Source organism: Pseudomonas fluorescens group sp. (genome assembly GCF_020093335.1).
GTDB lineage: Bacteria > Pseudomonadota > Gammaproteobacteria > Pseudomonadales > Pseudomonadaceae > Aquipseudomonas > Aquipseudomonas petroselini.
Map to the genome: position 1 here is coordinate 181885 of NZ_JAIOKW010000005.1, position 25391 is coordinate 207275.

The following is a 25391-nucleotide window of genomic DNA, read 5'->3' on the forward strand; positions in this document are numbered from 1 at the left end:
ATCAAGGGTGGCCGGTCAAACTGTCCGTTTATGGCGTTCGCGCAGCTCTTCACGTTCTTTGGCTTCGATACAGAGTGTCGCAGTGGGACGTAGCAGCAGGCGTTGCAGGCCGATGGGCTCACCCGTATCGCGACACCAGCCGTATTCGCCGCGAGCCAGTAATTCGAGGGCATCGTCGATCTTGTCCAACAGCTTTTTTTCCCGTTCCAGCAGACGCAGCTGCCACTGGCGCTGCTCTTCGGCGCTGCCGACATCGGCCGGGTCGCTGTTGGTTTCCTGCTCGCGCAGTGCCAGGAACTCGGCGTCGATACGCACTTGCAGCTCATGGCGCTGGGTCAGCAGCAACTCACGGAAGAACCCTTGTTGGGCTTCGTTCATGTAGTCGGCGGGCGGCTGGGCCAGCAGGTCTTGTTTGGTCATGGGGAGCGGGTCACGGGTCAGGCTGTGCTTTAATGTTATAGTATAACAGTTCAAATAAGCCAATCCCCTCTTGCTCACCACGACGAAGGGCGCAATGCTTGAATACTTCCCTGCCTCGAGAAGCCCGATGAAATATTTGCTGTGCGCCCTGTTATTGGCTGCGGCAGGACCTGCCTGTGCCCAAGCGCCGAGCCTGCTGGCCAACTGCACGCGCAGCGCCAACCTGCTCGCATGCGTCGACCCACTGGGTAATGCCTACAGCGTGGCGACGGTCGGCAGCACCACGTATTTGCGTGGGTATGAGGTAATCGGCAAACGCTACTGGGCACAGACCAACAGCCGCTACGGGCAGCTGACGTTCTTTACCGGGTTGGCGTCGGACGGTGAGGCGTGGGTCGGCTATACACGGCGCGTGGGCTGGACCACCCTTAACCGGTTTTCCAGTTCGGGTGGCGCCAGCGCCAAATTCACCTGCAGCCGCATCACCGGCTGTTAGACCTGGGCGCTCTTCTGTTCCTGCACCCATGCCATGTAGCTGTTCATCGGCGGGTTCTTCTGGAAGTATTTTTTCAGGCCTTCGAACAGGCCATCGGCAACCGCCTGTTGATGCCGCGCGGTGACCAGGCGCGCACTGTCACGCGCATTGGAGATAAACCCGGTCTCCACCAGGATCGACGGCACGTCCGGTGACTTCAGCACCGCGAAACCCGCTTGCTCCACGCGCTTCTGATGCAAGCTGGTGATGCCCTCCAGGCTGCCCAGGATCGAGCTGCCGAGTTGCAGGCTGGAGGCGATGGTGGCGTTCATCGACATATCCAGAATCACCCCGGCCAACATCGGGTCCTTGTCCTTCAGATTGAGCAGACGGGTGGCGCCGAGCAGATCGGCACCGTTTTCTCGTTGCGCCATGAAGCGTGCGGTGGCTGACGTCGCACCGCCTTCGGACAACGCATACACCGAAGCACCCGACGCGGTGATGCGCGGTGCCGCATCCGCATGCACCGAGATAAACATGTCGGCATTGTGCTTGTGGGCGATCTCCACCCGTTTGCGCAGCGGCACGAAGAAGTCGTCGTTGCGCACCAACTTCACGTCAAAACCCTTCTCGCGCTTCAGGCGTTTGGCCAACAGCTGAGCGATGGACAACACCACGTCTTTTTCGCGCTGGCCCTTGGAGCCGACTGCGCCGGGGTCCTTGCCGCCGTGGCCGGGATCGACCACCACGATGATGTCGCGCTTGGGGTGCGCCTTATCCACCAGGGGCTTGGGCTCCGACGCTATTTGACGAGGCGCCAGGGTGGCGCTGGTCAGATCCAGCACCAGACGATGACCCTGCCCATCCTGGGGCGGCAACACAAAGCTGTTGAGCTGCATCGGCGCAGCCAGGTCGAGCACGATGCGCGTGTCGCCCTTGCCGAAATGCCCCGAGCGGATCGAGGTGATCCCGCTGTTCGTCAACGCCAGCTGAGAGAAATCACCACTGAGCCCGGCGCCGCTCAGGTCGATGATCAAACGCTCCGGCGCGCTCAGGGTGAAGGTCTTGTACTGCACCGGGCCGCTGAGGTCGAACACCAGCCGCAGCTTGTCGTCAGAGCGCCACAGGCGGGCGTTGCGTATCTGTGTGGCGTGGGCCGCAAACGGCAAGGTGAAAAGAGGGCTGGCCAGAAGCAGGTTAAGGAGCTGACGTCTGTGCATACAAATACCGCAAATAAAGGAGCGTCCCTACTCGACATGACTGAAAAAAGGCAGGAGCAGAATATTCATCGTCGACTCTATTGTTATACTATAACATGTCAAATCATTTCCAACGATGGACCTGCTCATGAATGCGCTGACTCTGCCGGATATCGCCGCGCAGGCTTCACGCCAAGCCTTGCCACTCGACTGGGTGGGGATGTGCGGCATCGCCCTGCCGATCCTTATCGACGGCCAACGCCTGACCGCCACCGCCGATGCCGGCGTGAGCCTGGACGACGGCGCCGCCCGTGGCATTCATATGTCACGCCTGTACCTGGCGCTGGAGATGCTCGACCAGCAGCCGCTTACGCCTGCACTTCTGCGTAATGTACTGCAGCGTTTTCTCGACAGTCATGAAGGTTTATCTAATAACGCCTACCTGCGTATCCACACCGATCTGCTCCTCAAACGCCCGGCGCTGGTCAGCCCACTGGCCGGTTGGAAACGCTATCCGGTGAGCATCGAAGCGCGTCTGGAAAACCAGATGTTCCACGTGGAACTAAAAATTGACGTTACTTATTCCTCAACCTGCCCTTGCTCTGCTGCACTCGCCAGGCAGTTGATTCAGCAGCAATTTCTTGATGACTTCGGCGACACATCGTTGCGGCATGAGGACGTGTTGACCTGGCTCGGCAGCGCCAACGGCATCGTCGCCACGCCCCACAGTCAGCGCAGCAGCGCGCAACTGTTGATCACATTGGACGGTGACCAAGCCGGCCTGCCCATCAATGACCTGATCGACAACGTCGAAGCCGCCCTCGGCACCGCCGTACAAACCGCCGTAAAACGTGCGGACGAACAAGCCTTCGCCCTGGCCAACGGGCAGAACTTGATGTTCTGCGAAGACGCCGCCCGCCGCCTGAACCTCGCCTTGAAACGCTCGGATGCCGTCAAAGCCTTCCACCTGAAAGTGATCCATGCCGAAAGCCTGCACGCGCACGATGCCGTGGCTGAAAGCCGCTGGACGAGAAACCCTGCATGATCACCTGCACCGCTTTGCGCTGGGGCGCCCCCGGCCAACCGCTGACGCCAGCCATAGATCTCACCCTGGAACAAGGCAGCCTCACCGGCATCATCGGCGCCAACGGCACCGGTAAAAGCAGCCTGCTCAAAGTCATTGCCGGCCTGCAAAAGCCCTTGGCAGGTAAAGTCTCGGTGGATGTTCCACGCCGTGGCGGCCTGTCGTTTCTGCCTCAGCAACAGCACCTGGACCGTCAGTTCCCCATCAGCCTGCAAGAACTGGTCGCCGCCGGATTCTGGGGTACCCAACTCACCCCGCAACAACGCAGCCAGCGCCTTGAAGCGGTGCTTGAAGACTGGTGCCTCAGCGGCCTGGAGCACCGCCCGTTGATGGCCTTGTCCGGTGGCGAATTGCAACGCGCCCTGCTCGCCCGCATGAGCCTGGCCGAAGCGCCGGTGTTGTTGCTCGACGAACCCCACGCCGCGTTGGATGAAGAAGGCCAAGCGCTGTGCTGGAAACACATCCATGCCTGGCACGACCAAGGCCGCACGTTGATTGTCGTCTGCCATGACCTCGCATCCGTTCGCCATCACACCCAGCAAGTGGTGCAGATCAAAAACACCGGCTGCGTCTTCGGGCCCAGTAAAGAACTGATCCGCCCGCAACCCCACATGCAGGTGGCCTGATGCACTTTGCCGCCCACCTGTGGATGCCCTTCGTCGACTTCGTCTTTATGCGCCGCGCGCTGATCGGCGGCCTGGTGCTCGCCTGCAGCACTGCGCCGCTGGGGGTGTTTCTGATCCTGCGGCGCATGAGCCTGATCGGTGACGCTGTGGCCCACGGCATCCTGCCCGGCGCTGCCCTTGGCTTCTGGTTCGCCGGCCTGAGCCTGCCGGCCCTGACCATCGGCGGCCTCGGCGCCGGTCTGAGCATGGCCGGCCTGTCCGCCTGGATCACCCGCCGCACCGGTCTGCGTGAAGACGCCAGCCTCGCCGCCATCTACCCCATCTCCCTCGCCGCCGGTGTACTGATCCTCGGCATCGCCGGCAAGCGCCTGGACCTGCTGCACCTGCTGTTCGGCTCCGCCCTGGCCGTCGACGAAACCACCCTCACCGGCATGCTCTGGGTCTCCGGTTTCAGCCTGATCGCGATGGCCGCGATCTATAAACCGTTGCTGCTGGACACCCTCGATCCGTTGTTCCTGCAAACCGTCAGCCGCCTCGGCCCGCTCGCCCATGGGTTGTTCCTGACCTTGGTGGTGCTGAACCTGGTGATCGGTTTCCAGGCGATCGGCGCCTTGATGGTGGTGGGCTTGATGATGTTGCCCGCCATCGCTTCACGCTTCTGGAGCCGGCGCTTGCCGGTATTGATCGCGGTATCGGCAGTGCTGGGATGCCTGTCGGTATGGCTGGGTTTGTTGCTGTCGTTCTACTACTCGTTGCCCAGCGGCCCGGCCATCGTGCTGGTGGCGGGCGCCGGGTATCTGCTGTCCGTGGTCTTCGGTCCGGTGCACGGCTTGCTGCGCCGCCCGCCTTTGCTGTCATCCCAATGAGGTGTTTCCCGATGCGCGCTCTACTCGTGCTGTTCAGTCTAATCCTGTCGTTATCGACGGCTCAGGCCGCAGACAAGCTCCAGGTGGTTACCAGCTTCAGCATCCTGGATGACATCACCCACCAGATCGGTGGCGATCACATCCAGATCAGCAACATGGTCGGCCCCGATGCCGATGCCCATACCTACGAACCGACACCCGACGACGCCAAGGCGCTGCTCAAGGCCAAGGTCATCATCAAGAACGGCCTGGGCTTCGAACCCTGGCTGGACCGCCTGGTGACCAGCACCGAAACCAAGGCCACGGTCGTCACCGCCAGCAAAGGCGTGATCTCCCACACCATGGAAGAGGACGGCGAAACCATCCCCGACCCACACGCCTGGCACAACCTGGCCAACGCCGAAATCTACGTGAACAACATCACCAAGGCGCTGGTGGCCGCCGACCCGGCCAACAAGGCTGACTACCTGCGCAACAGCCAGGCCTACCTCAAGGAAATCTACCGCCTGCTCGCTGAGGCCAAGACCAAGTTCGGCGCGTTGCCACCAGGCAACCGCCGCATCGTCACCTCCCATGACGCCTTCGGCTACCTGGGCCAGGCATATGGCATCGAGTTCCTCGCGCCTCAAGGCCTGTCCACCGAACGTGAGCCGTCCGCTGCCGAAGTCGCCGCGCTGATCACTCAGATTCGCAAAGATAAAGTCAAAGCCGTGTTCATGGAAAACATCAAGGATTCGCGCCTGCTCAAGCAGATCGCTGACGAAAGCGGCGCGCAGATCGGCGGCACGCTGTATTCCGACGCCCTCGCCGCAGAAGGCCCGGCCAGCACCTTTACCGGCCTGTTCGAATACAACCTCAACACGCTGTGCGCGGCGTTGAGCAAGCCATGAACTTGAGCATGCTCGACCTGGAAGGGGCTGCCGTCGGCAGTCGCTTTCCACTCGAACAGGTGCTGGATGCCCTGCCGTGGAACAGCGATGGCTTGGTGGCCGCCATCGCTCAGCAACATGGCAGCGGCGAAGTCTTGATGCTGGCCTGGATGAACCGCCGGGCCCTCAACGAAACCCTGCTCACCGGGCAAGTCTGCTACTGGTCGCGCTCGCGCCAGCAGTTATGGCGCAAGGGCGAAAGCTCGGGCAACTGGCAGCAGTTGGTGGAGGCGCGCCTGGATTGCGACGGCGATGCGGTACTGCTGATCGTCAACCAACTGGGCCCGGCGTGTCACACCGGCCGCCCCACCTGTTTCTATAACGCCATCGACGGCGACCACGTCTACATCATTACGGAGCCCGCTGCATGATCCGCAAAAACCCTTCCGGCGATCTGCCGGTCATTGCCGAATCGGCCTACGTCGACAAAACCGCGATCATCTGCGGCAAGGTCATCATCGGCGAGAACGTCTTCGTCGGCCCCTACGCCGTCATCCGTGCCGATGAAGTCGATGCCAGCGGCGCCATGGACCCGATCACCATCGGCGCCAACTCCAATATCCAGGACGGCGTGGTCATCCACTCCAAGTCCGGTGCGGCGGTCAACATCGGCGAATTCACCTCCATTGCCCATCGTTCCATCGTGCACGGCCCCTGCACCGTCGGCGACCGTGTGTTCATCGGTTTCAACAGCGTGCTGTTCAACTGCGCCGTGGGCGACGGCTGTGTGGTGCGCCACAACTCGGTGGTCGACGGTCGCGATTTGCCCGCCGCTTTCTACGTGCCCTCCACCACCCGCATCGGCCCCAACACCGACTTGTCGCAATACCCGCCGGTGAGTGTGAGCGCCTCGGAGTTTTCCGAAGACGTGGCACGCACCAATGTCGATCTGGTGCGCGGCTACAAAGCCCTGCAAAACGAGTTCTGAACCATGAGCCGCCTGCTGATTCGCAATGCCCGCCTGGTGAACGAAGGCCAGGAATTCGACGCCGATGTGCTGGTCGCCAACGGCCGTATCGAGAAGATCGCCAGCAGCATCGAGGGCTGCGACGCGCCCTTGGCCATCGACGCCCAGGGCCAATGGCTGCTGCCGGGCATGATCGATGACCAGGTGCACTTTCGCGACCCCGGCGCGCCGGACAAAGGCAGCTTTTACAGCGAATCCCGGGCGGCCGTGGCCGGCGGTATCACCAGCGTCATGGATATGCCCAACACCCAACCCGCTACGCTGACCTTGCAAGCCCTGGCCGATAAAAAGCGTCGCGCGGGCCTGCATTCGGTGGCCAACTATGGCTTTCACTTTGGCGTGAGCAACGACAACCTCGACCTCGTCGCAGCGCTGGACCCGCGGGAAGTGGCCGGCGTCAAAGTGTTCATGGGGGCCTCGACCGGCAATATGCTGGTGGATGATCCACGGGTTCTGGAGCGGTTATTCGCTGAAGTGCCGACCCTCCTGCTGGCCCACTGCGAACATACGCCGAGTATCCAGGCCAATGAACAACGCCTGCGTGAGCGCTTTGGCGACAATATTCCTGCCGTGGCCCATCCGCTGATTCGCGATGCCGAAGCGTGCTATCGATCGTCCTCTCTGGCCGTGGAATTGGCCCAGCGCCACGGCACACGCCTGCATGTGCTGCACCTGACCAGCGCCCGCGAGCTGGTGTTGTTCGAAGACAAGCCCTTGGCGCAAAAGCGCATCACGGCCGAGGTCTGCGTGCACCATTTGCTGTTCGATGACCGCGATTATCATCGGCTCGGTCATCAGATCAAATGCAACCCGGCAATCAAGACACGCGCCGACCGCGACGCGCTGCGCCAAGCCTTGTTGAGTGATCGTCTGGATGTGATTGGCACTGACCACGCGCCGCATACCTGGGCGCAAAAACAGTTGGGCTATCGCGAAGCGCCGTCGGGTTTACCCCTGGTGCAGCACGCGCTGCCGGCGTTGTTGGAGCTGGTCGCCGATGGGCTGCTACCGCTGACGACCCTCGTGGCGAAAACCAGTCACCGCGTGGCCGACCTGTTCGCCATCCCGGAGCGGGGTTATCTACGCGAAGGGTATTGGGCCGACCTGGTGTTGATCAACCCGGAGCCCGAAGGCAAGCCCGTCAGCAGCGAGCCGATCCTGGCCCGCTGCGGCTGGACGCCTTTTGCCGAGCGCAGCTTTCGCCACAGCGTCAGCACCACGCTGGTCTCCGGCCACCTGGCTTGGCACAACGGCCAGGTGGTCGACAGTTGCCAGGGCTTGCCCCTGCATTTCCTGCGTTAAGCGCGAGGCTTGACCGTCCCGCAATCGTTACCCAGCCACTGGGCATGGCTGTCCAGGCTGCCCTTCTGCTGAATACCGGTGGCATTGAAGGTGCCGTTGACGGTGGTGGTGAATTCTTTCTGGCTCTGGAAAGTAGCGACGCCGGTGCCCTGGGCTTTCGGGCAACTGAAGCGGAATTTCCACTGGTTACCGGTCTTGTCGGTGACTTCCTGTTTACAGCCCGATTGCGGGTCGGTCAGGGGGATCGAATCGGACGCGACCTGCGCCGGTGTCAGGCACACCTGCACGCCTTTGCCGGCCATGGTGATGCCTTGTTTTTCCAGCATGGCGCGCTGTTCAGGGGTCATCTGTTGCTTGAGTTGACCGAGGATCAGCGACAAGTCCGGCAGGTCCTGGTTATCGACCTTCATATTGCTGGTGGTCAATTCCCACAAGCCCGGCGCCAGCATCTGCGCCTGTGCTGCCACGGGCAGTGACAAACCAATAACCATGGCTAAACCAAGCAGACGAGCATTCATCGGGTAACTCCTGGGCAATTGTTGGCGTTAGACGCCGCGAAGGCGCCAGTGTTGCACGGCAAATAAAATAGCGACATTCGTCAGCGAACATGGTCTGTTAGGCACTCGATTGCCTGGAGTACCGTCGTCCATGGATTTTTTTGGCCCGCACCTGCTCGCCTACTTCATCGCCACGCTGCACTTTCTCGGGACACTCGCCGCGATCCACGCGGTGCTGACCGTCAGGACCGCCCAAGGCTCGATCGCCTGGGCCTTGTCGCTGATGTTCATGCCGTACCTCACGTTGATCCCCTACCTGATTTTCGGCCGCAGCACGTTCGACGCCTACATCCAGGCCCGTCGCCAGGCCAATCAGGAAATGCACACCGCCATCACCGCGCTGAACTGGCGGCCTTGGGTCGAGGAAGCCCTGGCCGCACGTAACTCCAGCGCCTACGCCTCCCTGCGCGCCATGCCCAAGCTGGGCCGCATGCCGTGCCTGGCGAACAATGAAGTGCATTTATTGATCAATGGCGATGCCACGTTCAGCGCGATCTTCGAGGCGATTCGCAACGCCAGGACAGCCGTGCTTTTCCAGTTCTTCATCATTCATGACGACGAGCTTGGCAGACAGTTACATGCCTTGTTGAAGGAAAAGTCCGCCGAAGGCGTAGCCATTTACGTGTTGTATGACCGCATCGGCAGCCATGCCCTGCCCCATCGCTACGTGCAATCCCTGCGCGACGCCGGTGTACAGGTCAAGGCGTTCGCCACCCGCAGCGGCTGGCTCAATCGCTTCCAGGTCAACTTCCGTAACCACCGCAAAATCGTGGTGGTGGACGGCATTACCGGGTTTGTCGGCGGGCATAACGTCGGCGATGAATACCTGGGCAAGAAGCCCCCGCTGGCGCCGTGGCGCGATACCCATGTGCAGGTCACCGGCCCGGTAGTGGCGTGCTTGCAGGAGTCGTTTGCCGAAGACTGGTTCTGGGCCGCGCGCGAGTTGCCACCGTTGATCCTGCCGGACGCCTACCCCGAGGATGGCGTGCTCTGCCAATTACTCGCCAGCGGCCCGGCCGACCCGTATGAAACCTGCTCACTGTTCTTCGTCGAAGCCATCCACGCGGCGACCGAGCGCGTGTGGATCACCAGCCCGTATTTCATCCCCGACGAAGCCGTGTTTGCCGCGCTGCGCCTGGCGGTGTTGCGGGGAGTGGACGTGCGCCTGCTGCTGCCCTCGCGACCCGACCACCGCATCGTCTACGCCGCCTCCAGCCTTTACGCGATCGAAGCGGTGCGCGCCGGCGTGCGGGTGTTCCGCTATACGCCGGGCTTTCTGCATCAAAAGGTGGTGTTGGTGGACAGTGAAATCAGCGCCATCGGCAGTGCCAACATGGACAACCGTTCATTCCGGCTGAATTTCGAAGTGATGTTGCTGACGGTGGACGAAGCCTTCGCCAAAGAAGTTGAGCACATGCTGCTCGACGACTTTGCCCTGGCCCATGAGGTCAGCCAGGAAGAAAGCCGCGAAACCCGCCGCCTGCAACAACTGGGCATGCGAGTTGCGCGGCTTATTTCACCGATTCTCTGACAAACGACGCGGTGAACTATGTGGGAGGGGGCTTGCCCCGATAGCGGAGGATCAGTGCCTGATGAGCTAGCTGACACACCGTCATCGGGGGCAAGCCCCCTCCCACATTTGGATCTCCAGTAGTGTTGAAATTCAGCGGTAGATATCTTCCCGCGTCCACGGCAGTTCATGGCTGCCATCGGCATGGGGTTTCACCGCCAGTATCTGGTGCAGGTTGATCCAGCCCCGTGCAAACGCGTACGCGCAACCGGCCAGGTACAGCCGCCAAATACGCAACGCTTGCTCCGGCACCATCGTCGCTGCCGCTTCCAGGTTGTCTTCCAGGCGCTCGCTCCAGTGGTCCAGCGTGCGCGCGTAGTGCAGGCGCAGGCTTTCGACGTCGACCACTTCCAGCCCGACTTCACTGATCTCTGCGGTCATCATCGCCAGGTGCGGCAGCTCGCCGTTGGGAAACACATAACGCTCGATAAACTCCCCGGCGCCACGGCCTACCGGACGGCCATCGGTGTGCTTGGCGGTAATGCCATGGTTCATCACCAGGCCGCCTTCGCGCACGGCGCCGTACAACGTCTTGCAGTACTCCGCCAGGTTGGCGTGGCCGACGTGTTCGAACATGCCCACGCTCACGACTTTGTCGAAACGACCGTCTTGCGGCAGGTCACGGTAGTCGAGCAGTTGCAGGTCCACCTGGTCTTCCAGGCCTTCGGCTTTCACCCGTTCCCGGGCCAGCGCCAACTGCTCCTTGCTCAGGGTGATGCCAAACACTCTGACTCCAAACTCCCGTGCCGCAAACCGTGCCAGCCCGCCCCAGCCACAGCCGACGTCGAGCAGATACTCGCCCGGCTGCAGCCGCAGTTTGCGGCACAGGTGGCGAAATTTGTCTTGTTGGGCCTGGTCGATGGATTCGCTGCCGGTTTCGAAGTAGCCGCAGGAGTACGCCATGTCCTGATCCAGCCATAGCTGGTAGAACTCGTTGGACAGGTCGTAATGGTAGGAAATGGCTGCTGCGTCAGTGGCCTTGTCGTGGATCGAGCGCACCGGACGACTCCCCTCGTCGTCCTCGATCAGGGCGTGACTCAATTCGTCACAGACCCGGATGACCTCGGAAATGGAGCCTTCCAGCTCCAATTTTCCCTCCACGAAGGCTTCGCCCAGTGAATCGAGCGTTGGATGGGTCAACTGGGACACGACCGTGGGGTCCTTCACCACGATGGTCACACTGGGCTCGGGGCCCAAGTTGAATTCATGGCCGTCCCAGAGTCGAAGACGCAGCGGTAGCTGAAGATTCTGTAAGGCCGGTGGAAGTTGCGCGAGCATGAGTAATCCCCCCTTGTTTCAGACGTCTGCTGTGAGGGTAGACCATCCCAAGACAAAGTAGGAGGCTATCGATTTGATAGCGCTCTCCTATGGGGCTCGGCGCTCGAGCAAACCGTCCTGGACCCACTGTTTCAGCCATGTAACGGCTTGCAGTGGCGCACCCTCTGCGTAACTGACTGCCAACGCTGCGCACAGTTCGGCAAAGTTCCAGCCGGTCGTCACCATCCCCGCCAGGGCGCAGGCCTCTTCAGGCTCCAGGCTACGGTAATGGCACACATTCTGATGACGCCATACCAGGCAGACTTCCGTCGGAGACAATGCCTGGCTGGCGGGAAAGGCTGACGCGTCCTTACTCGCACGCCAGATCGCTACGGTATTGAAATGGCACAGCAGCAGCTGCACCGACGGCGCCAGGGTCACTTGCAACAGCGGCCACGCTTCGGGCGGCAACACCGCCATCTCATTCAGCGTCAGCGGTTTGCCCTGCGGTGCATCAAACGCCAGGGTAAACGCCCATTCCAAACGCGCCAGTTCCGCCAGCGGCGCACTTTGCTCCGCCACCAGATGCTCAAGGATAAATGCCGGGAAACGCTCACCCAGCCAACGCAGACTGTAGTGGGCCGAAGGATAACGGCGCACAAAGGCCTCGGTCAGCGTTGCAAACTCATCATCACCCAACCAATAGCGGATGGCATTGAAGTCATGCCGCAAAACCTCCTGCAATCGCGAGATATAGGCGTTGTGGTAAATCGCCAGGCCCGAGTCCACATCCAGCGTCGGCCCGCCCAGCAGGGTGGCCGCGAAGTCACTGTTGGCCACTGGCGTTTCGGACAACAGGTGCTGCTCGAAGGCCAACTGCCAATCGGTCAGGCGCATAACGTTCTCCTGGCCAACGCCATGGCCCCCAGTTCACGGGCCTTGCTCAGTTCGGTGAGCAGATCTTCAAAGGGTGGAAAATGGTCGTCGCGCTCCAGTAGCGTCGATACGGGCCCCAGGTGCTCCAGCGTCTGTTCATAAAGCGCCCACACCGGATCGCATACCGGGTGGTCATGGGTGTCGACCACGTAGTCGCCATAGTCCATATGCCCCGCCAGGTGCAGTTGGCGGATGCTCTGCGGTGGCAGGTTGCGGATAAACGTCCAGGCATCGAAGCCATGGTTGCGCGAGCTGACATACACGTTGTTGACGTCGAGTAACAACTGACACCCTGTCAGATGCGCCAGGGCGTTGAGGAATTCCCACTCAGTGAATTCGTCCGCCTTGGAGCGCACATAACTGGAGACGTTTTCCAGTACCAGCGGGCGCTGCAACGCGTCCTGCACTTGGCGCACGCGGGCGGCCACGTGGTAGAGACTTTCTTCGGTGTAAGGCAGCGGCAGCAGGTCGTGCAATTGGTGCGCGCTGCCGCGACTCCAGCACAGGTGATCAGACACCCACGCCGGGCGGATTCGCTCGGCGAGCTGTTTGATTTGCTTCAGGTAATCGGTATCGAGGGCATGGGGACCACCGATGGACAGGGACACGCCGTGCATCACCAGGGGATAACGCTCGGCGATCGCGTCCAGGTAGTACAAGGCTTTACCGCCCTGGACCAGGTAATTCTCAGAGATCACCTCGAACCAATCCACAGCCGGCGATTGTTCAAGGATCTGTTCGTAGTATTCGTTGCGTAAACCCAGGCCGTAACCCAGGAAGGGAAGAGACGTGGCCATCATGGACTCCTGCAAACGTGTCCGCAGCGGCGGGGAACGTCGCTGCGGTTGCACTCGGCTTCTACTTACTCGCCGACTTTACCGCCGGCGGCGTCGCAGGCAGCCTGGGTCATGGCCTTGAAACCGTGGCCCTTGCAGACAGCCTGGCCTTTGCAGGCGTTTTCAGCGGTCTTGCAGTCGTTCATGCCTTTGCAGGAAGTCACGCCGTAGCAATGAACGGTAGCGCCGGCGGCCTGTGCCTGGGTAGCGACACCGGCGAACAGAGTGGCGGCTGCGATAGCCAGGGCAGCACCGGACATAGCATTCTTGATGTTCATTGTGTAGTCCTCATCGATCAGTAGGTGGGTCGGTCTGAACGGATTGCTCAGTCTCGACACACCACTAGAGTGAGGTCCCCCAACGGCGTTACAGCGTTCCCCAAAAATTTCTGAACATTAATCTTCTAGCTTTAACAGTGGCTCCTGAAAGCGCAGCAAACGCCCGGCATTCCCCAGTACCAGCAAGGTGCTGAGGTTGTGCAGCACCGCCGCGATCATGGCGCCGGCCGCACCCAACCAGCCAAACGCGGCAAACACGACAATTGCCAAGGTCCAGCCCAGGCCGATGATCACGTTGACCTGCAACGTCTGCCGACACTGACGGCTCAAGCGCACACAGGTACCCAGGCGCCGCAGGTCGCTGCCGATCAACACCACATCCGCCGACGCCAAGGCAATATCCGCCCCGCCCGCGCCCATGGCCACACCAACCACGCCAGCCTTGAGCGCGAGCGAATCGTTGATGCCATCCCCTACCACCATCGGCCGGAAGCCGCTGCCGATCTCGCCCAGCACGCGGTTGAGCTTGTCTTCCGGCAAGGCCTGGGCTTCGACATCGCTGATGCCCACCTCCAGCGCCAGGCTGTCAGCCACGCTCTGGCGGTCGCCGGTGAGCAACAGTTGGCGGCCGAGGCCAAGGTCACGCAGCTCTTGCAGCGCTTGGCGCGCTTCCGGCTTGACGCTATCGGCCAGCAACAACCAAGCGAGAAACACCCCGTTCAGCGCCAACCCGGCGATGGGGCCATCGTGATTCGGGACGGCGGTGGTGAGGATACCCAGTTGCTCGAACAACTCCGGCCGCCCCAAGGCCGCTTCACCCTGCTCGGTCTGCGCCACGACACCCAGGCCCTGGCGCTCGCGAATATCCGTCAACGCCAGCATCTGTTCCTGCGTCGCCAACCCCGCCAATGCCCGGCTGACCGGGTGGCTGCTGGCCGAGCCCAAGCTGGCCGCCAGGTTCAGCAACACCTGCCGGTCCGGCGCCGTGGTGTCGATGGCGTGCAGGCGCAAGGTGCCGAAGGTCAGGGTGCCCGTCTTGTCGACCACCAACGAGGTCAGGTCCGCCAGCTCTTCGAGGAACGCCGAGCTGCGAATCAGGATGCCATGCCGCGCCGCCACGGCGATCCCGGCAATCGCCGTGGCCGGCGCCGACAGCACCAACGCACACGGACACGCCGCCACCAGCACCGCGAGCATCGCCTGGGCGTCGTTGGTCACAAACCAGGTGACCGCCGCCAGCAGCAACACCAGCACCATATAGCTGCCGGCATACCGCTCCAGTAGCCGCGTGATCGGCGGCTTAGAGCGCTCGGCGTTCTGCATCAGCGCGATGACTTTGCCCAGGGTCGACTCATTGCCAGTGCGGGTCACCTCAAGACGCAGCAGGCCGTCGAGGTTGATCGCCCCGCCAAACACCTGCACGCCCACACTCGCTTCCAGCGGCACCGACTCGCCGGTGATCGGCGCGGTGTCCAGGCTCGCCTGCCCCGATAGCACCACACCGTCGGCGGGCACGCGGTCACCGGCGCGCACTTCGACGATATCGCCAGTATTCAGCGTGCTGTTATCCACTTCGATAATGCTGCCGTCAGCCTGCACCAGCCGCGCATGGCTGCGGGTCAGTTTGCCCAGGGCATGGATCGCTTCCTGGGAACCGATCACGCTGCGCTCTTCCAGCACATGGCCAAAGATCATGATGATCGGCAGCAGCGCGGCGGTCAGCAGATCACCCGTGGCCCAGGCGCCGAGCATGGCCAGGGCGATCAGTTGATCGGTGATCCCGTGCAGGCTGGGGAACCGCAGGCTGTACCAGGCCGAACGCATCACCGGCACGGCCACCAAGAACGACGCGACACCCAGCAGCAATTGGCTCACGCCGGTCTGGTCAGGCGCCAGCCAGCGCCATATCAGGCCCAACACCAGCAAGCCCAAGGCAAGCATGGCCAGGGTCAATTGCCGGGCAGCGCTGCGCTGCTCGGCGGAGGTCAGCATAGGTGCGCTCATTGTTCGGCTCCCTGGATGATCAAGCGGGAGTCGTCTTTAGGATCGACCGTGGTCACGGAGCCGGCCTGGCCGAGAATCTTCGGCAGGCGCTCGCGGTACAGGCGCAACATCAGGCCCGGGTCTTTTACCTGGGCCAGGCTGGCGACCGTGGCGGTTTGCGCCTGGGCATTGGCCAGGCGTTCGCTGGCCTGGGCGTGGGCGACTTGCACCAGGCGATCGGCTTGCTGAGTGGCGGTCTGGGTGAGTTTTTCCGCGTCGTTACGGGCATTGGCCACGGCTTTATCGGCCTGCTGGCTGGCGGTCAACACCGCATTGAACGCGTTCACCGCCGGGCCTGGCAGGCTCGATTGCACATCCACGCGGGTGACCTGGATACCCAATCCCAACCCGGTGGACGTCAACTCCGCCAAGCGTTTATTGATGCCTTGCACCAAGTCGCCGCGCAGCCGTTCGCGGCGTTCAGCAGCGCCGTTATCAGTACCGATCAATTCCGGCCTTGCCACCAAAATCGTGTCCAGGTCCCGCGCCGCCGTGAGGGCAACCGCGCTGCGGGTCACGAGTCGATCCAAGGCAGGCAACACATGCTCGCCCTGCAGCACAAACGCATAAGGTTCGGTGACTTTGTAAAACACCCGCACATCCAGTTGCACCACGCCGGCATCGCCGGTCAGCAGGTAACCGGAACCGGCCAATGCATCACTCAACGGCGTGGCAAACGTGGCCACGCGGTCGGCCTGGACCGCCGCGTCAGAACGCAGCAGGTTCTGCACCCTGCGCTCGATCACGCGGTCAGCGGCCGGCAACAGCACCACCTGCTCGAACGGCTGCGGCCAGGCCAGCAACAGCCCGGCATTCTGGATACGGTCGAGGGCGCCGAAATGCAGGACCACTGCACGGTTCTGCGGGTCGATCTGGCGCACATTGGAAAATGCCCAGGCCAGCGCGGCCAGCACGGTCACCGCGTACAACGCCAGGAATGTCAGGCGTCCGGCCTGGATCCATGGGCTGTCCGGGCTGTCACGCTCGGTCATGGCTGGACATCCTTCGGCCCGTCCACCAAGGCGCGGAACGGCGCAGCGTCGGTGCGCAGGATGATCTTGGTGCCCGGCGTGACCACGGTGCCCAGGGTATCCAGGGAGCGCAGCAGGTTATACAGCTGCGGGTTGCCGGCGTAGGCACGGCCATAGATCTGCGCGGCCTCGACCCGCGATTGCGCTTCGATATCGGCGGCTTTCACCGTGGCATCCGCCTGCACGATGCGTGCATCGCGCTCGGCAGCGGAGCGGATCTGCGCCGCCTCACGCTTGCCCACGGCGGTGCGCTCGGTGGCGATGGTTTCCCGCTCGGCGCGCATGCGGTCGACGGTGGCGGTGAGGGTCACCGACGGCAAGGTCAGCCGTTCGATACCGATTTGGGCCACGCGCACGCCGTAGGTCGCGAGCAATTGTTGATCAATCTGCTGGCGCAACTGCGCTTCGAAATCAGCGATGCGCACTTGGCTGGCATCGGTGTTGATCAGGCTCGACAGGTCGAAGCTGGCCGCCGTGGTTTCCAGCGCCGAACCCACGAAGGTACGAATCTGCCGCGCCGCTTCGTCCGGCTGGTTCTGCACGGCGCGCATGAAGCGCTGCACATTGTCCGCATCACCCTGTACCTGCCACGCCACGTACGCCTGCACGATGATGCGCAGGCCATCACGGGTGCCCACATCCTGCAAACCGCTGGAAGTGGTGCGCAGGCGCAGATCCACCGGGATCGCCGCCTCGAACGGCGCCGGCCAGCGCCAGCCCAGGCCCGGTTCCAGCAGCACCCGCGAGGGGTTGCCGAAGCGGGTAACCACCGTGGCCTCGCCGGACCGCACTTGCACCAGGCTGGCGGCGGCGACCGCAAACAGCACCAGCAACAGCGCCCAGGCCATGCGGCGCCACGGGAATGGGCCGGCGGCTTGTTCGTCACCGTGATGATGGTGGTGGCCATGGTGATGACCGTGATCATGAGAATGAGCGCTCAACAGACCGACTCCTTATTGAACGGCTTTACGCGGCACCGAGGGATCGGCCGGCAAGGTAAAAGAACGCAGATCGATCGTCGGCGCGCTATCGGCGCCCAGGCGATGATCCAGAATGAGCAGCTTGGCGTGGGCCAGGCCTTGGCTGAGTTGGCCGAGGTATTGCTCCAGCACGAACGCCTGGCCGGCCGTGGCGTAGGCCTTTTGTTCGGCGGCGAAACGCAGGTCGGCGGCTTGGGCACCGGCATTCACTTCCCGCGCGGTGGCCTGGGCCTGATCATGCGCGGTGCTGGCTTGCAGCAGCGCCTGGTTGGTTTGCTCACTGGCTGCACCGCGCTCGCGGGAGATCAGGGCCTGGGCGCCGATCTGCGCGGCTTGCACGCCGTGATAAGCATTGGCGGCACCGGCCGGTGGGTGGATCGCCTCAACCACGGTCGCGAGGATTTCCACGCCGCTGTCGAGTGTTTGCAGGTCCGCCTGCACGGCGCGGCCGATCTCGTCGGCCAGGCGGGTGCGTTGTTCGCCGAGCAACTCATCAAGGGTGCGCGAGGCAAAGTCGTGCACCAGGATGCGACTGGCGGTGCTGCGGATCAGGGTCGGCACGTCCGCGCTGTTGTAGGTGGCGGCCAGCGCGGCCTGATCGGTGAGGCCGATGCGGTAGACGAAGCGCACATCCATATTGACGATCTGGAAGCTCTGCTTGTCGCCGCTGCTGCTGGCGATCACTTGGGATTTGTCATTCACATGGCTGGCGTCCCACAACCGGTTGGCAATCAACGGCGGCGGGCCTTCGGCGGGGGCGAGCTCCGGGGCGGCGGCGTCGCTGACACTGGTGGCCAACTCATGCACCACGCCGTTTTCCACGCTGATGACACGCCCCAACGGCCACGGTAAGCCCGCCTGCAGACCGGGGCCGAACACCTCGACGGGTTTACCGAAGCGCTCATAAATCCCACGGCCTTGCAGGGGTACTTCGTGCACACCGGTGAGCGCCCAGCCTACCGCGAGAACCACCAGCAACACCGGCAGAAACGCCCGGCGCATGTAGGTAAACGCCCAGATCTGGCGCAGGTCGATGCCGAAGCGGTTGTGCAATTCATGCTGCAACGCGAGCAAAGGTTGAGGCGGCCAACGCAGCAATCCGGCGATAAAACTTTGCGCCATCAGGCGGGGCTCGAGCCGTGGCTGGCGCGGGCTGAACAGCGACAGCACGGCCCTTAATAGAAACTCCAGCGCGACCAATGCCGGCAGCAGGCCGATCAGTGCCGCCAGGCGCAACGGCCATACCGACGCCGCACCCGCAAACAGCAGGCACACCGCACTGACCACCAGGCAGATGATCGCCACCCGGCTCAACTGCGCCAGTTGCGAGGCTTCCGGCCATTGCGCGGCGGTTTCCTGAGCGAGGCGACGCTCGAACACCAACAGGCCAAACGCCAAGGCCAGCGCCAGCGCGGCACCGATGCTTGCCGATTGACCGATCGGTGCGGCGGGTAACGCCAGGTTCCAGAATTCGATAATGCTGACCAGCGCCAACAGCGACCAACCGCCAAGCCACAACACCGGCGCGCCGATCTGTTGGCCAAAACGCTCAACCAGGCGTGCGTAGCGGCGCGTGTCTTCGACCTGCACTTCAACCGCCGGTGCCTCCAACGCCTGGGCGCGCCAATCGGCCACCCACCACGCCGATTGCAACCCGGCCACCAGCAGCAGCAACGCCGACGCACAGTTGATCAGCACCACCGGCCAGATCGACAGCGGCGCAAACAGCGCGACAAACAGCGCCAACACCCAACCGGCAACGCCCAGCACCGTCAGGCTGATACCGGCCTGGCGCAATCGACGGGCATGGAACAGCCCCTGTTGAAAACGCGGAAGGCCTTCCACCGAAGCGCCGTCAGCTTCCAGATCCACTTGCATCCACTCAACGCCTGCTTGTACATAATTCGTTACGATATAACACGATGCGTGAAATTTTTGTTCGAAAAACATCGCTTTAAGCGGCACACCGTTACCCTGTGGGAGGGGGCTTGCCCCCGATAGCAGTGTGTCAGCCAACACCGGTTTCAACTGGCCCATCGCCATCGGGGGCAAGCCCCCTCCCACATTTGATCTACCGCACCGTCAAGATCGTGACTAAACCCCCATAAACACGCGCCATCACTGGTGCAAGCCACATTTAATCGGCACACTCCAAAACAGTTTTTCGCGGGCCCACGGACAAGGAAGCGTCACCCCCATGATTTCGATCTATCAGCTCAAGCCGCGCTTTCAAAACCTGCTGCGTCCTCTTGTGCAGCGCCTCTACGACAACGGCACCACCGCCAACCAGATCACCGTGCTGGCCGGCGTGGTTTCCCTGCTGGTCGGCCTGTTGATCGCCAGCTTCGCCCAACACCTCTGGCTGTTTGCGCTGATTCCGCTGTGGATGATCCTGCGCATGGCCCTCAACGCCATCGACGGCATGCTCGCCCGAGAATTCGGCCAGCAGTCACGCCTGGGTGCCTACCTCAATGAACTCTGCGATGTGATCGCCGACAGCGCGCTGATCCTGCCGTTTGCGCTGATCCCCGGTGTGAGCCTGGCGCCCGTGCTGCTGGTGGCGTTGCTGGCGGTGTTCAGTGAATACGCCGGGGTGCTGGGGCCGATGGTGGGTGCATCGCGCCGCTACGACGGGCCGATGGGCAAAAGTGATCGCGCCTTCGTACTCGGCGTACTGGCCACCGGCGTGGCGCTGGGCTGGCTGGGCGCCGGTTGGGTCGACGGGGTGATGTGGCTGGTCGCCGCCCTGCTCGCCTACACCCTGTTCAATCGGGTGCGCCAAGGCCTCAACGAACAACAAGATACTTCCCCTTCTGCATAAGGATTTTGCGATGCGCGAACAGCAAGAGCACACCTTCAGTACCCATGATGGCGTCGAGCTTTTCTACCGGCACTGGCCGGCTGCCGCTCCAGCAGACGGTGAGCCACGCAAGGCGATTGTGTTGTTCCATCGCGGCCATGAGCATTCGGGGCGTATCGCCCATCTGGTCGATGAACTGAACCTGCCGCAGTTCGACTTCTTCGCCTGGGACGCCCGTGGTCACGGCCAGTCCCCCGGCGAGCGTGGTGACAGCCCCAGCTTCGCCACCAGCGCCCGTGATGTGCAGACCTTTTGCGACCACATCGGCACCACCTATGGCATCGAGGAAGAGCACTTAGCTGTCATCGCCCAAAGCGTCGGTGCGGTGATTGCTGCGACCTGGGTGCACGATTACGCGCCGAAAATCCGCGCGTTGGTGCTTGCCTCCCCCGCCTTCAAGGTCAAGCTGTACGTGCCGTTCGCGCGGCCGGGCCTGGCGCTGATGCGCAAGTTTCGCGGCAACTTTTTCGTCAACAGCTACGTCAAGGCCAAGTTCCTCAGCCATGACCCGGAACGCGTAGCCTCCTACGACAGTGACCCGCTGATCACCAAGGCGATCTCGGTGAATGTGCTGCTCGGCCTGTATGAAGCGGCTGACCGGGTAGTAGCCGATGCCCAGGCGATCCAGGTGCCGACTCAACTGCTGGTTTCGGGCTCGGACTTTGTGGTGCATCGCAAACCCCAGCAGCAATTTTTCGACCGCCTTGGCAGCCTGAAAAAAGAGCTGCATATCCTCCCCGGTTTCTTCCACGACACCCTCGGCGAACGCGACCGCGCCACCGCCGTGAACAGCGCCCGGCGCTTTATCCTGCAGAATTTCGAACATCCGCTGGACCGCGCCTCGCTGTTGGATGCGGACAAACTGGGCGCCACCTGCGTCGAATCCGAAGCCCTCGCCGCGCCACTGCCGCGCAATTCCCTGCGCGACCTGTACTGGCGCCTGACCCGCGCCAGCATGGGCCTGGGCAAGAACCTGTCGGACGGGGTGAAGCTGGGCTTCGATACCGGTTTCGACTCCGGCAGCACCCTGGACTACGTGTACCGCAACACCCCCACCGGCAAGGGCGGGCTGGGGCGGATGATCGACACCAACTACCTCAATTCCATCGGCTGGCGCGGCATCCGCCAACGCAAGCTGAACGTCGAGGAACTGCTGCGCCTGGCCATGGCCACATTGCGGGATGAACAGCGTGAAGTGCGCATCGTCGACATCGCTGCCGGCCACGGTCGCTACATTCTTGAAGCCTTGCAGGGCGTGTCACCGCTGCCGGAATCGATCCTGCTACGCGACTACAGCGACATCAACGTGCGCGACGGTGGTGCACTGATCCGTGAGAAAGGCCTTGGGGATATCGCGCAGTTCGTCAAAGGTGATGCGTTCGACCGCCTGGATCTGGCGGCGCTGGACCCAAAACCGACGCTGGCGGTGGTGTCCGGGTTGTATGAATTGTTCGCCGATAACGCCATGGTCGGCGGCTCATTGGCCGGACTGGCCGAAGCCGTGGAGCCGGGTGGCTACCTCGTCTACACCGGCCAACCGTGGCACCCGCAGTTGGAACTGATCGCCCGGGCGCTGACCAGCCATCGCCAGGGCCAGGCCTGGGTGATGCGCCGGCGCAGCCAGGCGGAAATGGACCAACTGGTGGAAGCCGCCGGTTTCCGCAAGATCACCCAGCGTGTGGATGAGTGGGGCATTTTCACCGTGTCCCTGGCACAGAAGATCTGAACATGCGCGAACCCGGCTTGTTGAAACCAGCGGTCCTCTGGCTGCTGCTGTTGGCGCCGCTGTTTTTCAGCACTTACGGCTTTGCCACGTGGGTGACCAGCCAGCGCAGCGACGTCGGCACGCTGGTGTTCGGCTGGGAAACCCATATGCCGTTCTGGGCATGGACCATCGTGCCCTACTGGTCCATCGACCTGCTCTACGGGTTTTCCCTGCTACTGCCCAATAGTCGGCATGAGTTGAGACAGCATGCGCTGCGGCTGCTGTCAGCCCAGGTCATTGCGGTCAGCTGCTTCCTGATCTGGCCGTTGCGCTTCACCTTCGAACGGCCGGAACTGGACGGCGTATTCGGCTGGCTGTTCGCCGTGCTGGCGGGCTTCGATAAACCGTTCAACCAGGCGCCATCGCTGCATATCGCGCTGCTGGTGATCCTGTGGGTCATGTACCAGCGCCATACCCAAGGCCTGTGGCGTTGGCTGGTGCATGGCTGGTTCGCATTGATCGGTATTTCGGTGCTGACCACTTATCAACATCACTTTATCGACTTACCCACAGGCGCCCTCGCCGGGTGGATATGTGTGTGGCTCTGGCCGGTGGAGCATCCGAGCCCATTGTTGAACGCGCGGCTGACGCGGGACCCCAAGCGCAGGGGGTTGGGCATACGCTACGGGCTGGCTGCTTTGGTACTGGGCATTCTTGCCTTGGTGTTGGGCGGTGGTTGGCTGTGGATACTGTGGCCGGCGGTGTCTCTGGCGTTGATCAACGCCAATTACGGGGTGCTGGGCGCTTCGGGTTTCCAGAAACGCGCCGATGGCCAACTGACGCCCGCCGCGCGCTGGCTGTATGCGCCGTATCTGGCGGCCGCACGGATCAACTCGCGCCTGTGGACGCGCAAACATCCACAACCCGACCTGATTGTGGATAACGTCTGGCTTGGTCGAATTCCTACGACAAGCGAGCAGTCGCCCTTCAAGGCCATCGTCGATCTCTGTGCTGAATTGCCGATTAATCCACAGGGCCGCGCCTATCAATGCATCCCCGTGCTGGACCTGATCGCCCCCACGCCCGACGAATGCCTGCAAGCTGCGCACGCTATCGAGCGGCTGCGCGCCAATGGGCCCTTGCTGGTGTGCTGCGCCCTCGGCTACTCACGCAGCGCAACGGCCGTCGCCGCCTGGTTACTGCACTCAGGGCGCGCCGCGACGGTAGAGCATGCGCTGACTATCATTCGTACAGCGCGGGCCGATGTGGTCCTGCACCCCGCACACCGTCAAGCGTTGGAGGGTTTGCCCCATGCCGGCTGATATGGAACTCCAGGTGGTCGCCTGCCTATTGCGACGTGGCCGTTCGCTGGATCAGTTATCCACAGGCCTGACCTTGGTCGGCGTGTTGTTCGGCTTGGCGCAACTGCTGATGGCGAGTGTCGCGCCTATCTGCCTGCTGCTGAGCCTGTGGATGATTATCCTCGGGCTGCTGCAAAAGTACTGGGCGCTGCGCGTGGCCTTCGATGCTGACCTGTTCGCCCTGCTGGCCCGTGACATCGAGCGCACCGCAGACCTCGACCAGGCCCTGCAAACCCTCGGCCTGCAGTCGCCCAAGCGTGCCGGCCGGCCTTGGACCGAGCGTCGTCGCGGCGCGCTCAAACTGTTGCGCAAACAAGCCTGGCTACTCGGCGCGCAAGCGCTGCTGACCCTGGGCGTGATCCTCGCCAGCCCTTGGCTGCCTTTCGCCGGATAAGGAACCCCCATGTTCGAACCCGTGGTCGCCACGCTGATTACCTCTATGGCCCGCACCGTCACAGGAGCGCGCAGCCTGTGGCTGGGGTGCGCGCCGGTGCCGGTGCAACGCATCTATTTTGCCAACCACAGCAGCCACGGCGACTTTGTGTTGCTGTGGGCGTCACTGCCGCAGAACCTGCGCAAATTCACGCGCCCGGTTGCCGGCAGCGATTACTGGAATAAAAGCGCCTTGCGCCGCTACATCATCAACCGCGTGTTCAACGGCGTGTTGATCGACCGCGAACGCAAGAACCCTGGGGATAACCCGTTGCAGCCGATGCTTAACGCCCTGGAAAGCGGCGACTCGCTGATCATCTTCCCCGAAGGCACGCGCAATCTCGAAGACGGCCTGCTGCCGTTCAAAAGCGGCTTGTATCACCTGGCCAACAGTTACCCACAGGCCGAATTGATCCCGGTGTGGATCGCCAATCTCAACCGGGTCATGCCCAAGGGCCGCGTGTTGCCGTTGCCTCTGCTGTGCACCACCAGCTTCGGCGCGCCGCTGCAATTGGAAGACGGCGAAGACAAAGCCGCCTTCCTCGCCCGCACCCGCGATGCCCTGCTCGCCCTTGCCCCGGAGCATGTCTGACATGGATAGCCAAACCCTGATGTTGTTCGGCGGCATCGGCGCGATCCTGGTGCTCGCCTCGTTGATCGGCCTGATCCTCAAGCTGCGCACCCGTGGCACGCCCAACGCGGTGGTCGAAAACCTCAATGCCCGCATCAACGCCTGGTGGGTGATGGTGGTGGTGATCGGCATCGCCTTCTGGCTCGGCACCGCCGCAGTGATCCTGCTGTTCTACGCGGTGTCGTTCTACGCCCTGCGCGAATTCCTCACCCTCACGCCCACCCGCCGCAGCGACTACCCGGCACTGGTGGCCGCGTTCTACCTGGCCTTGCCGCTGCAATACCTGCTCATCTACGCCGACTGGTACGGGCTGTTCTCGATCTTCATCCCGGTGTACGTGTTCCTGCTGCTGCCAATCCTTGCCTCCCTCGGCGGCGACAGCACCCACTTCCTGGAGCGCGCCTCGAAGGTGCAGTGGGGCCTGATGATCGCGGTGTTCTGCGTGTCCTTCGTGCCCGCCCTGCTGACCCTCGACATCCCCGGCTACGAGGGCCGCAACCTGCTGCTGATCGCCTACCTGGTAATCGTGGTGCAACTGTCCGACGTGCTGCAGTACGTGTGCGGCAAGCTGTTCGGCAAACACAAGATCGCGCCGAACCTGTCACCCTCGAAGACGGTGGAAGGGTTCGTCGGCGGGATTCTGCTCTCGTCCCTGATCGGCGCAGCACTGTGGTGGACCACACCGTTCAACCCGTGGCAGTCGTTCTTGATTGCGCTGCTGATCAACCTGCTCGGGTTTGCCGGCGGCATCGTGATGTCGGCGATCAAGCGCGATCGCGGCGTCAAAGACTGGGGGCATATGATCGAAGGGCACGGCGGGATGCTGGATCGGCTGGATTCGGTGTGCTTCGCCGCGCCCATCTTCTTCCACCTCGTGCGCTACTGGTGGACCTGAGGTCACCGCTCTAAAGCCAAATAACGATCAACATGTGGGAGGGGGCTTGCCCCCGATGACGGTGTGTCAGACAACATAGTGGTAGCTGACTCGCTCTTACATGCAACACGCCTAGCGGGGCGGCGAATCGCGTCATCTTTTGTATCAAAGA

26 protein-coding genes are annotated in these 25391 nt (G+C 62.5%); 15 read left to right on the top strand and 11 right to left on the bottom strand.

Annotated elements, in window-relative coordinates; translation table 11 throughout:
- Positions 1 to 15: 15 nt before the first annotated feature.
- A complete protein-coding gene (gene dksA, locus K7431_RS08215; protein WP_015886612.1) occupies positions 16 to 420 on the bottom strand; it encodes an RNA polymerase-binding protein DksA in 405 nt (134 codons plus the stop codon).
- Between the two features lie 127 nt (positions 421 to 547).
- Here dksA and K7431_RS08220 point away from each other — a divergent pair, with 127 nt between their 5' ends.
- Positions 548 to 916: a hypothetical protein gene (locus K7431_RS08220; RefSeq protein ID WP_015886613.1), complete on the top strand. Its 369-nt coding sequence runs from the start codon at positions 548 to 550 to the stop codon at positions 914 to 916.
- On the opposite strand, the gene K7431_RS08225 is transcribed toward K7431_RS08220, so the two are convergent.
- On the bottom strand, positions 913 to 2115 hold the full coding sequence (locus K7431_RS08225) for an N-acetylmuramoyl-L-alanine amidase (RefSeq protein ID WP_015886614.1): 1203 nt from the start codon (positions 2113 to 2115) through the stop codon (positions 913 to 915). The two genes, K7431_RS08220 and K7431_RS08225, sit on opposite strands and share 4 nt — an antisense overlap.
- Before the next feature lie 127 nt (positions 2116 to 2242).
- Between K7431_RS08225 and folE2 the strand changes: the two genes are divergently transcribed.
- From folE2 to K7431_RS08260, 7 genes are read left to right on the top strand one after another with little or no spacing between them, the layout of a single operon-like run.
- Positions 2243 to 3139: a GTP cyclohydrolase FolE2 gene (gene folE2 / locus K7431_RS08230; RefSeq protein ID WP_015886615.1), complete on the top strand. Its 897-nt coding sequence runs from the start codon at positions 2243 to 2245 to the stop codon at positions 3137 to 3139.
- A complete protein-coding gene (locus K7431_RS08235; protein WP_015886616.1) occupies positions 3136 to 3804 on the top strand; it encodes a metal ABC transporter ATP-binding protein in 669 nt (222 codons plus the stop codon). Before folE2 ends, K7431_RS08235 begins: the two co-directional genes overlap by 4 nt.
- A complete protein-coding gene (locus K7431_RS08240; RefSeq protein WP_015886617.1) occupies positions 3804 to 4670 on the top strand; it encodes a metal ABC transporter permease in 867 nt (288 codons plus the stop codon). The genes K7431_RS08235 and K7431_RS08240 overlap by 1 nt, the downstream gene beginning before the upstream one ends.
- Positions 4671 to 4681: 11 nt before the next feature.
- Positions 4682 to 5560, top strand: coding sequence for a metal ABC transporter substrate-binding protein (locus tag K7431_RS08245; RefSeq protein WP_015886618.1), 879 nt, complete (start codon positions 4682 to 4684; stop codon positions 5558 to 5560).
- The gene (hisI, locus tag K7431_RS08250) at positions 5557 to 5970 is read left to right on the top strand and encodes a phosphoribosyl-AMP cyclohydrolase (RefSeq protein ID WP_015886619.1); all 414 of its coding nucleotides are present in this window, start codon (positions 5557 to 5559) and stop codon (positions 5968 to 5970) included. The genes K7431_RS08245 and hisI overlap by 4 nt, the downstream gene beginning before the upstream one ends.
- On the top strand, positions 5967 to 6527 hold the full coding sequence (locus tag K7431_RS08255; protein WP_015886620.1) for a gamma carbonic anhydrase family protein: 561 nt from the start codon (positions 5967 to 5969) through the stop codon (positions 6525 to 6527). Before hisI ends, K7431_RS08255 begins: the two co-directional genes overlap by 4 nt.
- Positions 6528 to 6530: 3 nt before the next feature.
- A complete protein-coding gene (locus K7431_RS08260; RefSeq protein ID WP_015886621.1) occupies positions 6531 to 7868 on the top strand; it encodes a dihydroorotase in 1338 nt (445 codons plus the stop codon).
- On the opposite strand, the gene K7431_RS08265 is transcribed toward K7431_RS08260, so the two are convergent.
- The gene (locus tag K7431_RS08265; RefSeq protein WP_015886622.1) at positions 7865 to 8386 is read right to left on the bottom strand and encodes a DUF3617 domain-containing protein; all 522 of its coding nucleotides are present in this window, start codon (positions 8384 to 8386) and stop codon (positions 7865 to 7867) included. The genes K7431_RS08260 and K7431_RS08265 overlap by 4 nt on opposite strands.
- A gap of 130 nt (positions 8387 to 8516) precedes the next feature.
- Between K7431_RS08265 and cls the strand changes: the two genes are divergently transcribed.
- The gene (gene cls, locus K7431_RS08270; protein WP_015886623.1) at positions 8517 to 9956 is read left to right on the top strand and encodes a cardiolipin synthase; all 1440 of its coding nucleotides are present in this window, start codon (positions 8517 to 8519) and stop codon (positions 9954 to 9956) included.
- 132 nt (positions 9957 to 10088) lie between these two features.
- On the opposite strand, the gene cfaB is transcribed toward cls, so the two are convergent.
- The 8 genes from cfaB to hflK (K7431_RS08310) all read right to left on the bottom strand — a co-directional run bounded on the left by cfaB (position 10089) and on the right by hflK (K7431_RS08310) (position 19234).
- Positions 10089 to 11273 carry a C17 cyclopropane fatty acid synthase CfaB gene (cfaB, locus tag K7431_RS08275; protein ID WP_015886624.1) on the bottom strand — a complete coding sequence of 395 codons (1185 nt, stop codon included), beginning with the start codon at positions 11271 to 11273 and terminating at the stop codon, positions 10089 to 10091.
- An 87-nt stretch (positions 11274 to 11360) separates the two neighbouring features.
- Entirely contained in the window at positions 11361 to 12149 is a 789-nt protein-coding gene (locus tag K7431_RS08280; RefSeq protein ID WP_015886625.1) for an HvfC/BufC N-terminal domain-containing protein, read from the bottom strand.
- Complete coding sequence (gene bufB, locus K7431_RS08285) at positions 12140 to 12985, bottom strand: MNIO family bufferin maturase (protein ID WP_043206083.1); 846 nt, start codon at positions 12983 to 12985, stop codon at positions 12140 to 12142. Before bufB ends, K7431_RS08280 begins: the two co-directional genes overlap by 10 nt.
- A gap of 65 nt (positions 12986 to 13050) precedes the next feature.
- A complete protein-coding gene (bufA2, locus tag K7431_RS08290; RefSeq protein WP_015886627.1) occupies positions 13051 to 13302 on the bottom strand; it encodes a BufA2 family periplasmic bufferin-type metallophore in 252 nt (83 codons plus the stop codon).
- A 117-nt stretch (positions 13303 to 13419) separates the two neighbouring features.
- Positions 13420 to 15306, bottom strand: a complete 1887-nt coding sequence (locus K7431_RS08295; RefSeq protein ID WP_015886628.1) for a cation-translocating P-type ATPase — start codon at positions 15304 to 15306, stop codon at positions 13420 to 13422.
- Positions 15303 to 16337, bottom strand: a complete 1035-nt coding sequence (hflK, locus tag K7431_RS08300) for a protease modulator HflK (protein ID WP_015886629.1) — start codon at positions 16335 to 16337, stop codon at positions 15303 to 15305. Before hflK (K7431_RS08300) ends, K7431_RS08295 begins: the two co-directional genes overlap by 4 nt.
- Positions 16334 to 17317 carry a protease modulator HflC gene (gene hflC, locus K7431_RS08305; RefSeq protein WP_043206085.1) on the bottom strand — a complete coding sequence of 328 codons (984 nt, stop codon included), beginning with the start codon at positions 17315 to 17317 and terminating at the stop codon, positions 16334 to 16336. The genes hflK (K7431_RS08300) and hflC overlap by 4 nt, the downstream gene beginning before the upstream one ends.
- A gap of 12 nt (positions 17318 to 17329) precedes the next feature.
- On the bottom strand, positions 17330 to 19234 hold the full coding sequence (gene hflK / locus K7431_RS08310) for a protease modulator HflK (protein WP_015886631.1): 1905 nt from the start codon (positions 19232 to 19234) through the stop codon (positions 17330 to 17332).
- Positions 19235 to 19553: 319 nt separating this feature from the next.
- Between hflK (K7431_RS08310) and K7431_RS08315 the strand changes: the two genes are divergently transcribed.
- From K7431_RS08315 to K7431_RS08340, 6 genes are read left to right on the top strand one after another with little or no spacing between them, the layout of a single operon-like run.
- Entirely contained in the window at positions 19554 to 20177 is a 624-nt protein-coding gene (locus K7431_RS08315; protein ID WP_015886632.1) for a CDP-alcohol phosphatidyltransferase family protein, read from the top strand.
- 10 nt (positions 20178 to 20187) lie between these two features.
- Positions 20188 to 21942, top strand: a complete 1755-nt coding sequence (locus K7431_RS08320) for a bifunctional alpha/beta hydrolase/class I SAM-dependent methyltransferase (protein WP_015886633.1) — start codon at positions 20188 to 20190, stop codon at positions 21940 to 21942.
- A 2-nt stretch (positions 21943 to 21944) separates the two neighbouring features.
- Positions 21945 to 23243 (top strand): phosphatase PAP2/dual specificity phosphatase family protein, encoded by a 1299-nt coding sequence (locus K7431_RS08325; RefSeq protein ID WP_015886634.1) that lies wholly within the window; start codon positions 21945 to 21947, stop codon positions 23241 to 23243.
- Entirely contained in the window at positions 23233 to 23676 is a 444-nt protein-coding gene (locus K7431_RS08330; protein WP_015886635.1) for a hypothetical protein, read from the top strand. The genes K7431_RS08325 and K7431_RS08330 overlap by 11 nt, the downstream gene beginning before the upstream one ends.
- A 9-nt stretch (positions 23677 to 23685) precedes the next feature.
- Positions 23686 to 24306, top strand: coding sequence for a lysophospholipid acyltransferase family protein (locus K7431_RS08335; protein WP_015886636.1), 621 nt, complete (start codon positions 23686 to 23688; stop codon positions 24304 to 24306).
- Between the two features lies 1 nt (position 24307).
- Positions 24308 to 25240 carry a phosphatidate cytidylyltransferase gene (locus K7431_RS08340; RefSeq protein ID WP_015886637.1) on the top strand — a complete coding sequence of 311 codons (933 nt, stop codon included), beginning with the start codon at positions 24308 to 24310 and terminating at the stop codon, positions 25238 to 25240.
- The last annotated feature ends 151 nt before the right edge of the window (positions 25241 to 25391 follow it).

What these genes read in the sequence shown, in the direction of transcription:
- K7431_RS08220 (WP_015886613.1), top strand. Translation starts at nt 548, where the DNA reads ATGAAATATTTGCTGTGCGCCCTGTTATTGGCTGCGGCAGGACCTGCC.
- dksA (WP_015886612.1), bottom strand. Translation starts at nt 420, where the DNA reads ATGACCAAACAAGACCTGCTGGCCCAGCCGCCCGCCGACTACATGAAC.
- cls (WP_015886623.1), top strand. Translation starts at nt 8,517, where the DNA reads ATGGATTTTTTTGGCCCGCACCTGCTCGCCTACTTCATCGCCACGCTG.
- K7431_RS08315 (WP_015886632.1), top strand. Translation starts at nt 19,554, where the DNA reads ATGATTTCGATCTATCAGCTCAAGCCGCGCTTTCAAAACCTGCTGCGT.
- K7431_RS08325 (WP_015886634.1), top strand. Translation starts at nt 21,945, where the DNA reads ATGCGCGAACCCGGCTTGTTGAAACCAGCGGTCCTCTGGCTGCTGCTG.
- hflK (WP_015886629.1), bottom strand. Translation starts at nt 16,337, where the DNA reads ATGACCGAGCGTGACAGCCCGGACAGCCCATGGATCCAGGCCGGACGC.
- cfaB (WP_015886624.1), bottom strand. Translation starts at nt 11,273, where the DNA reads ATGCTCGCGCAACTTCCACCGGCCTTACAGAATCTTCAGCTACCGCTG.
- K7431_RS08280 (WP_015886625.1), bottom strand. Translation starts at nt 12,149, where the DNA reads ATGCGCCTGACCGATTGGCAGTTGGCCTTCGAGCAGCACCTGTTGTCC.
- K7431_RS08260 (WP_015886621.1), top strand. Translation starts at nt 6,531, where the DNA reads ATGAGCCGCCTGCTGATTCGCAATGCCCGCCTGGTGAACGAAGGCCAG.
- K7431_RS08265 (WP_015886622.1), bottom strand. Translation starts at nt 8,386, where the DNA reads ATGAATGCTCGTCTGCTTGGTTTAGCCATGGTTATTGGTTTGTCACTG.
- K7431_RS08340 (WP_015886637.1), top strand. Translation starts at nt 24,308, where the DNA reads ATGGATAGCCAAACCCTGATGTTGTTCGGCGGCATCGGCGCGATCCTG.
- hisI (WP_015886619.1), top strand. Translation starts at nt 5,557, where the DNA reads ATGAACTTGAGCATGCTCGACCTGGAAGGGGCTGCCGTCGGCAGTCGC.
- K7431_RS08255 (WP_015886620.1), top strand. Translation starts at nt 5,967, where the DNA reads ATGATCCGCAAAAACCCTTCCGGCGATCTGCCGGTCATTGCCGAATCG.
- K7431_RS08295 (WP_015886628.1), bottom strand. Translation starts at nt 15,306, where the DNA reads ATGAGCGCACCTATGCTGACCTCCGCCGAGCAGCGCAGCGCTGCCCGG.
- hflK (WP_015886631.1), bottom strand. Translation starts at nt 19,234, where the DNA reads ATGCAAGTGGATCTGGAAGCTGACGGCGCTTCGGTGGAAGGCCTTCCG.
- K7431_RS08330 (WP_015886635.1), top strand. Translation starts at nt 23,233, where the DNA reads ATGCCGGCTGATATGGAACTCCAGGTGGTCGCCTGCCTATTGCGACGT.
- folE2 (WP_015886615.1), top strand. Translation starts at nt 2,243, where the DNA reads ATGAATGCGCTGACTCTGCCGGATATCGCCGCGCAGGCTTCACGCCAA.
- bufA2 (WP_015886627.1), bottom strand. Translation starts at nt 13,302, where the DNA reads ATGAACATCAAGAATGCTATGTCCGGTGCTGCCCTGGCTATCGCAGCC.
- K7431_RS08320 (WP_015886633.1), top strand. Translation starts at nt 20,188, where the DNA reads ATGCGCGAACAGCAAGAGCACACCTTCAGTACCCATGATGGCGTCGAG.
- K7431_RS08245 (WP_015886618.1), top strand. Translation starts at nt 4,682, where the DNA reads ATGCGCGCTCTACTCGTGCTGTTCAGTCTAATCCTGTCGTTATCGACG.
- K7431_RS08225 (WP_015886614.1), bottom strand. Translation starts at nt 2,115, where the DNA reads ATGCACAGACGTCAGCTCCTTAACCTGCTTCTGGCCAGCCCTCTTTTC.
- K7431_RS08335 (WP_015886636.1), top strand. Translation starts at nt 23,686, where the DNA reads ATGTTCGAACCCGTGGTCGCCACGCTGATTACCTCTATGGCCCGCACC.
- bufB (WP_043206083.1), bottom strand. Translation starts at nt 12,985, where the DNA reads ATGGCCACGTCTCTTCCCTTCCTGGGTTACGGCCTGGGTTTACGCAAC.
- K7431_RS08235 (WP_015886616.1), top strand. Translation starts at nt 3,136, where the DNA reads ATGATCACCTGCACCGCTTTGCGCTGGGGCGCCCCCGGCCAACCGCTG.
- K7431_RS08240 (WP_015886617.1), top strand. Translation starts at nt 3,804, where the DNA reads ATGCACTTTGCCGCCCACCTGTGGATGCCCTTCGTCGACTTCGTCTTT.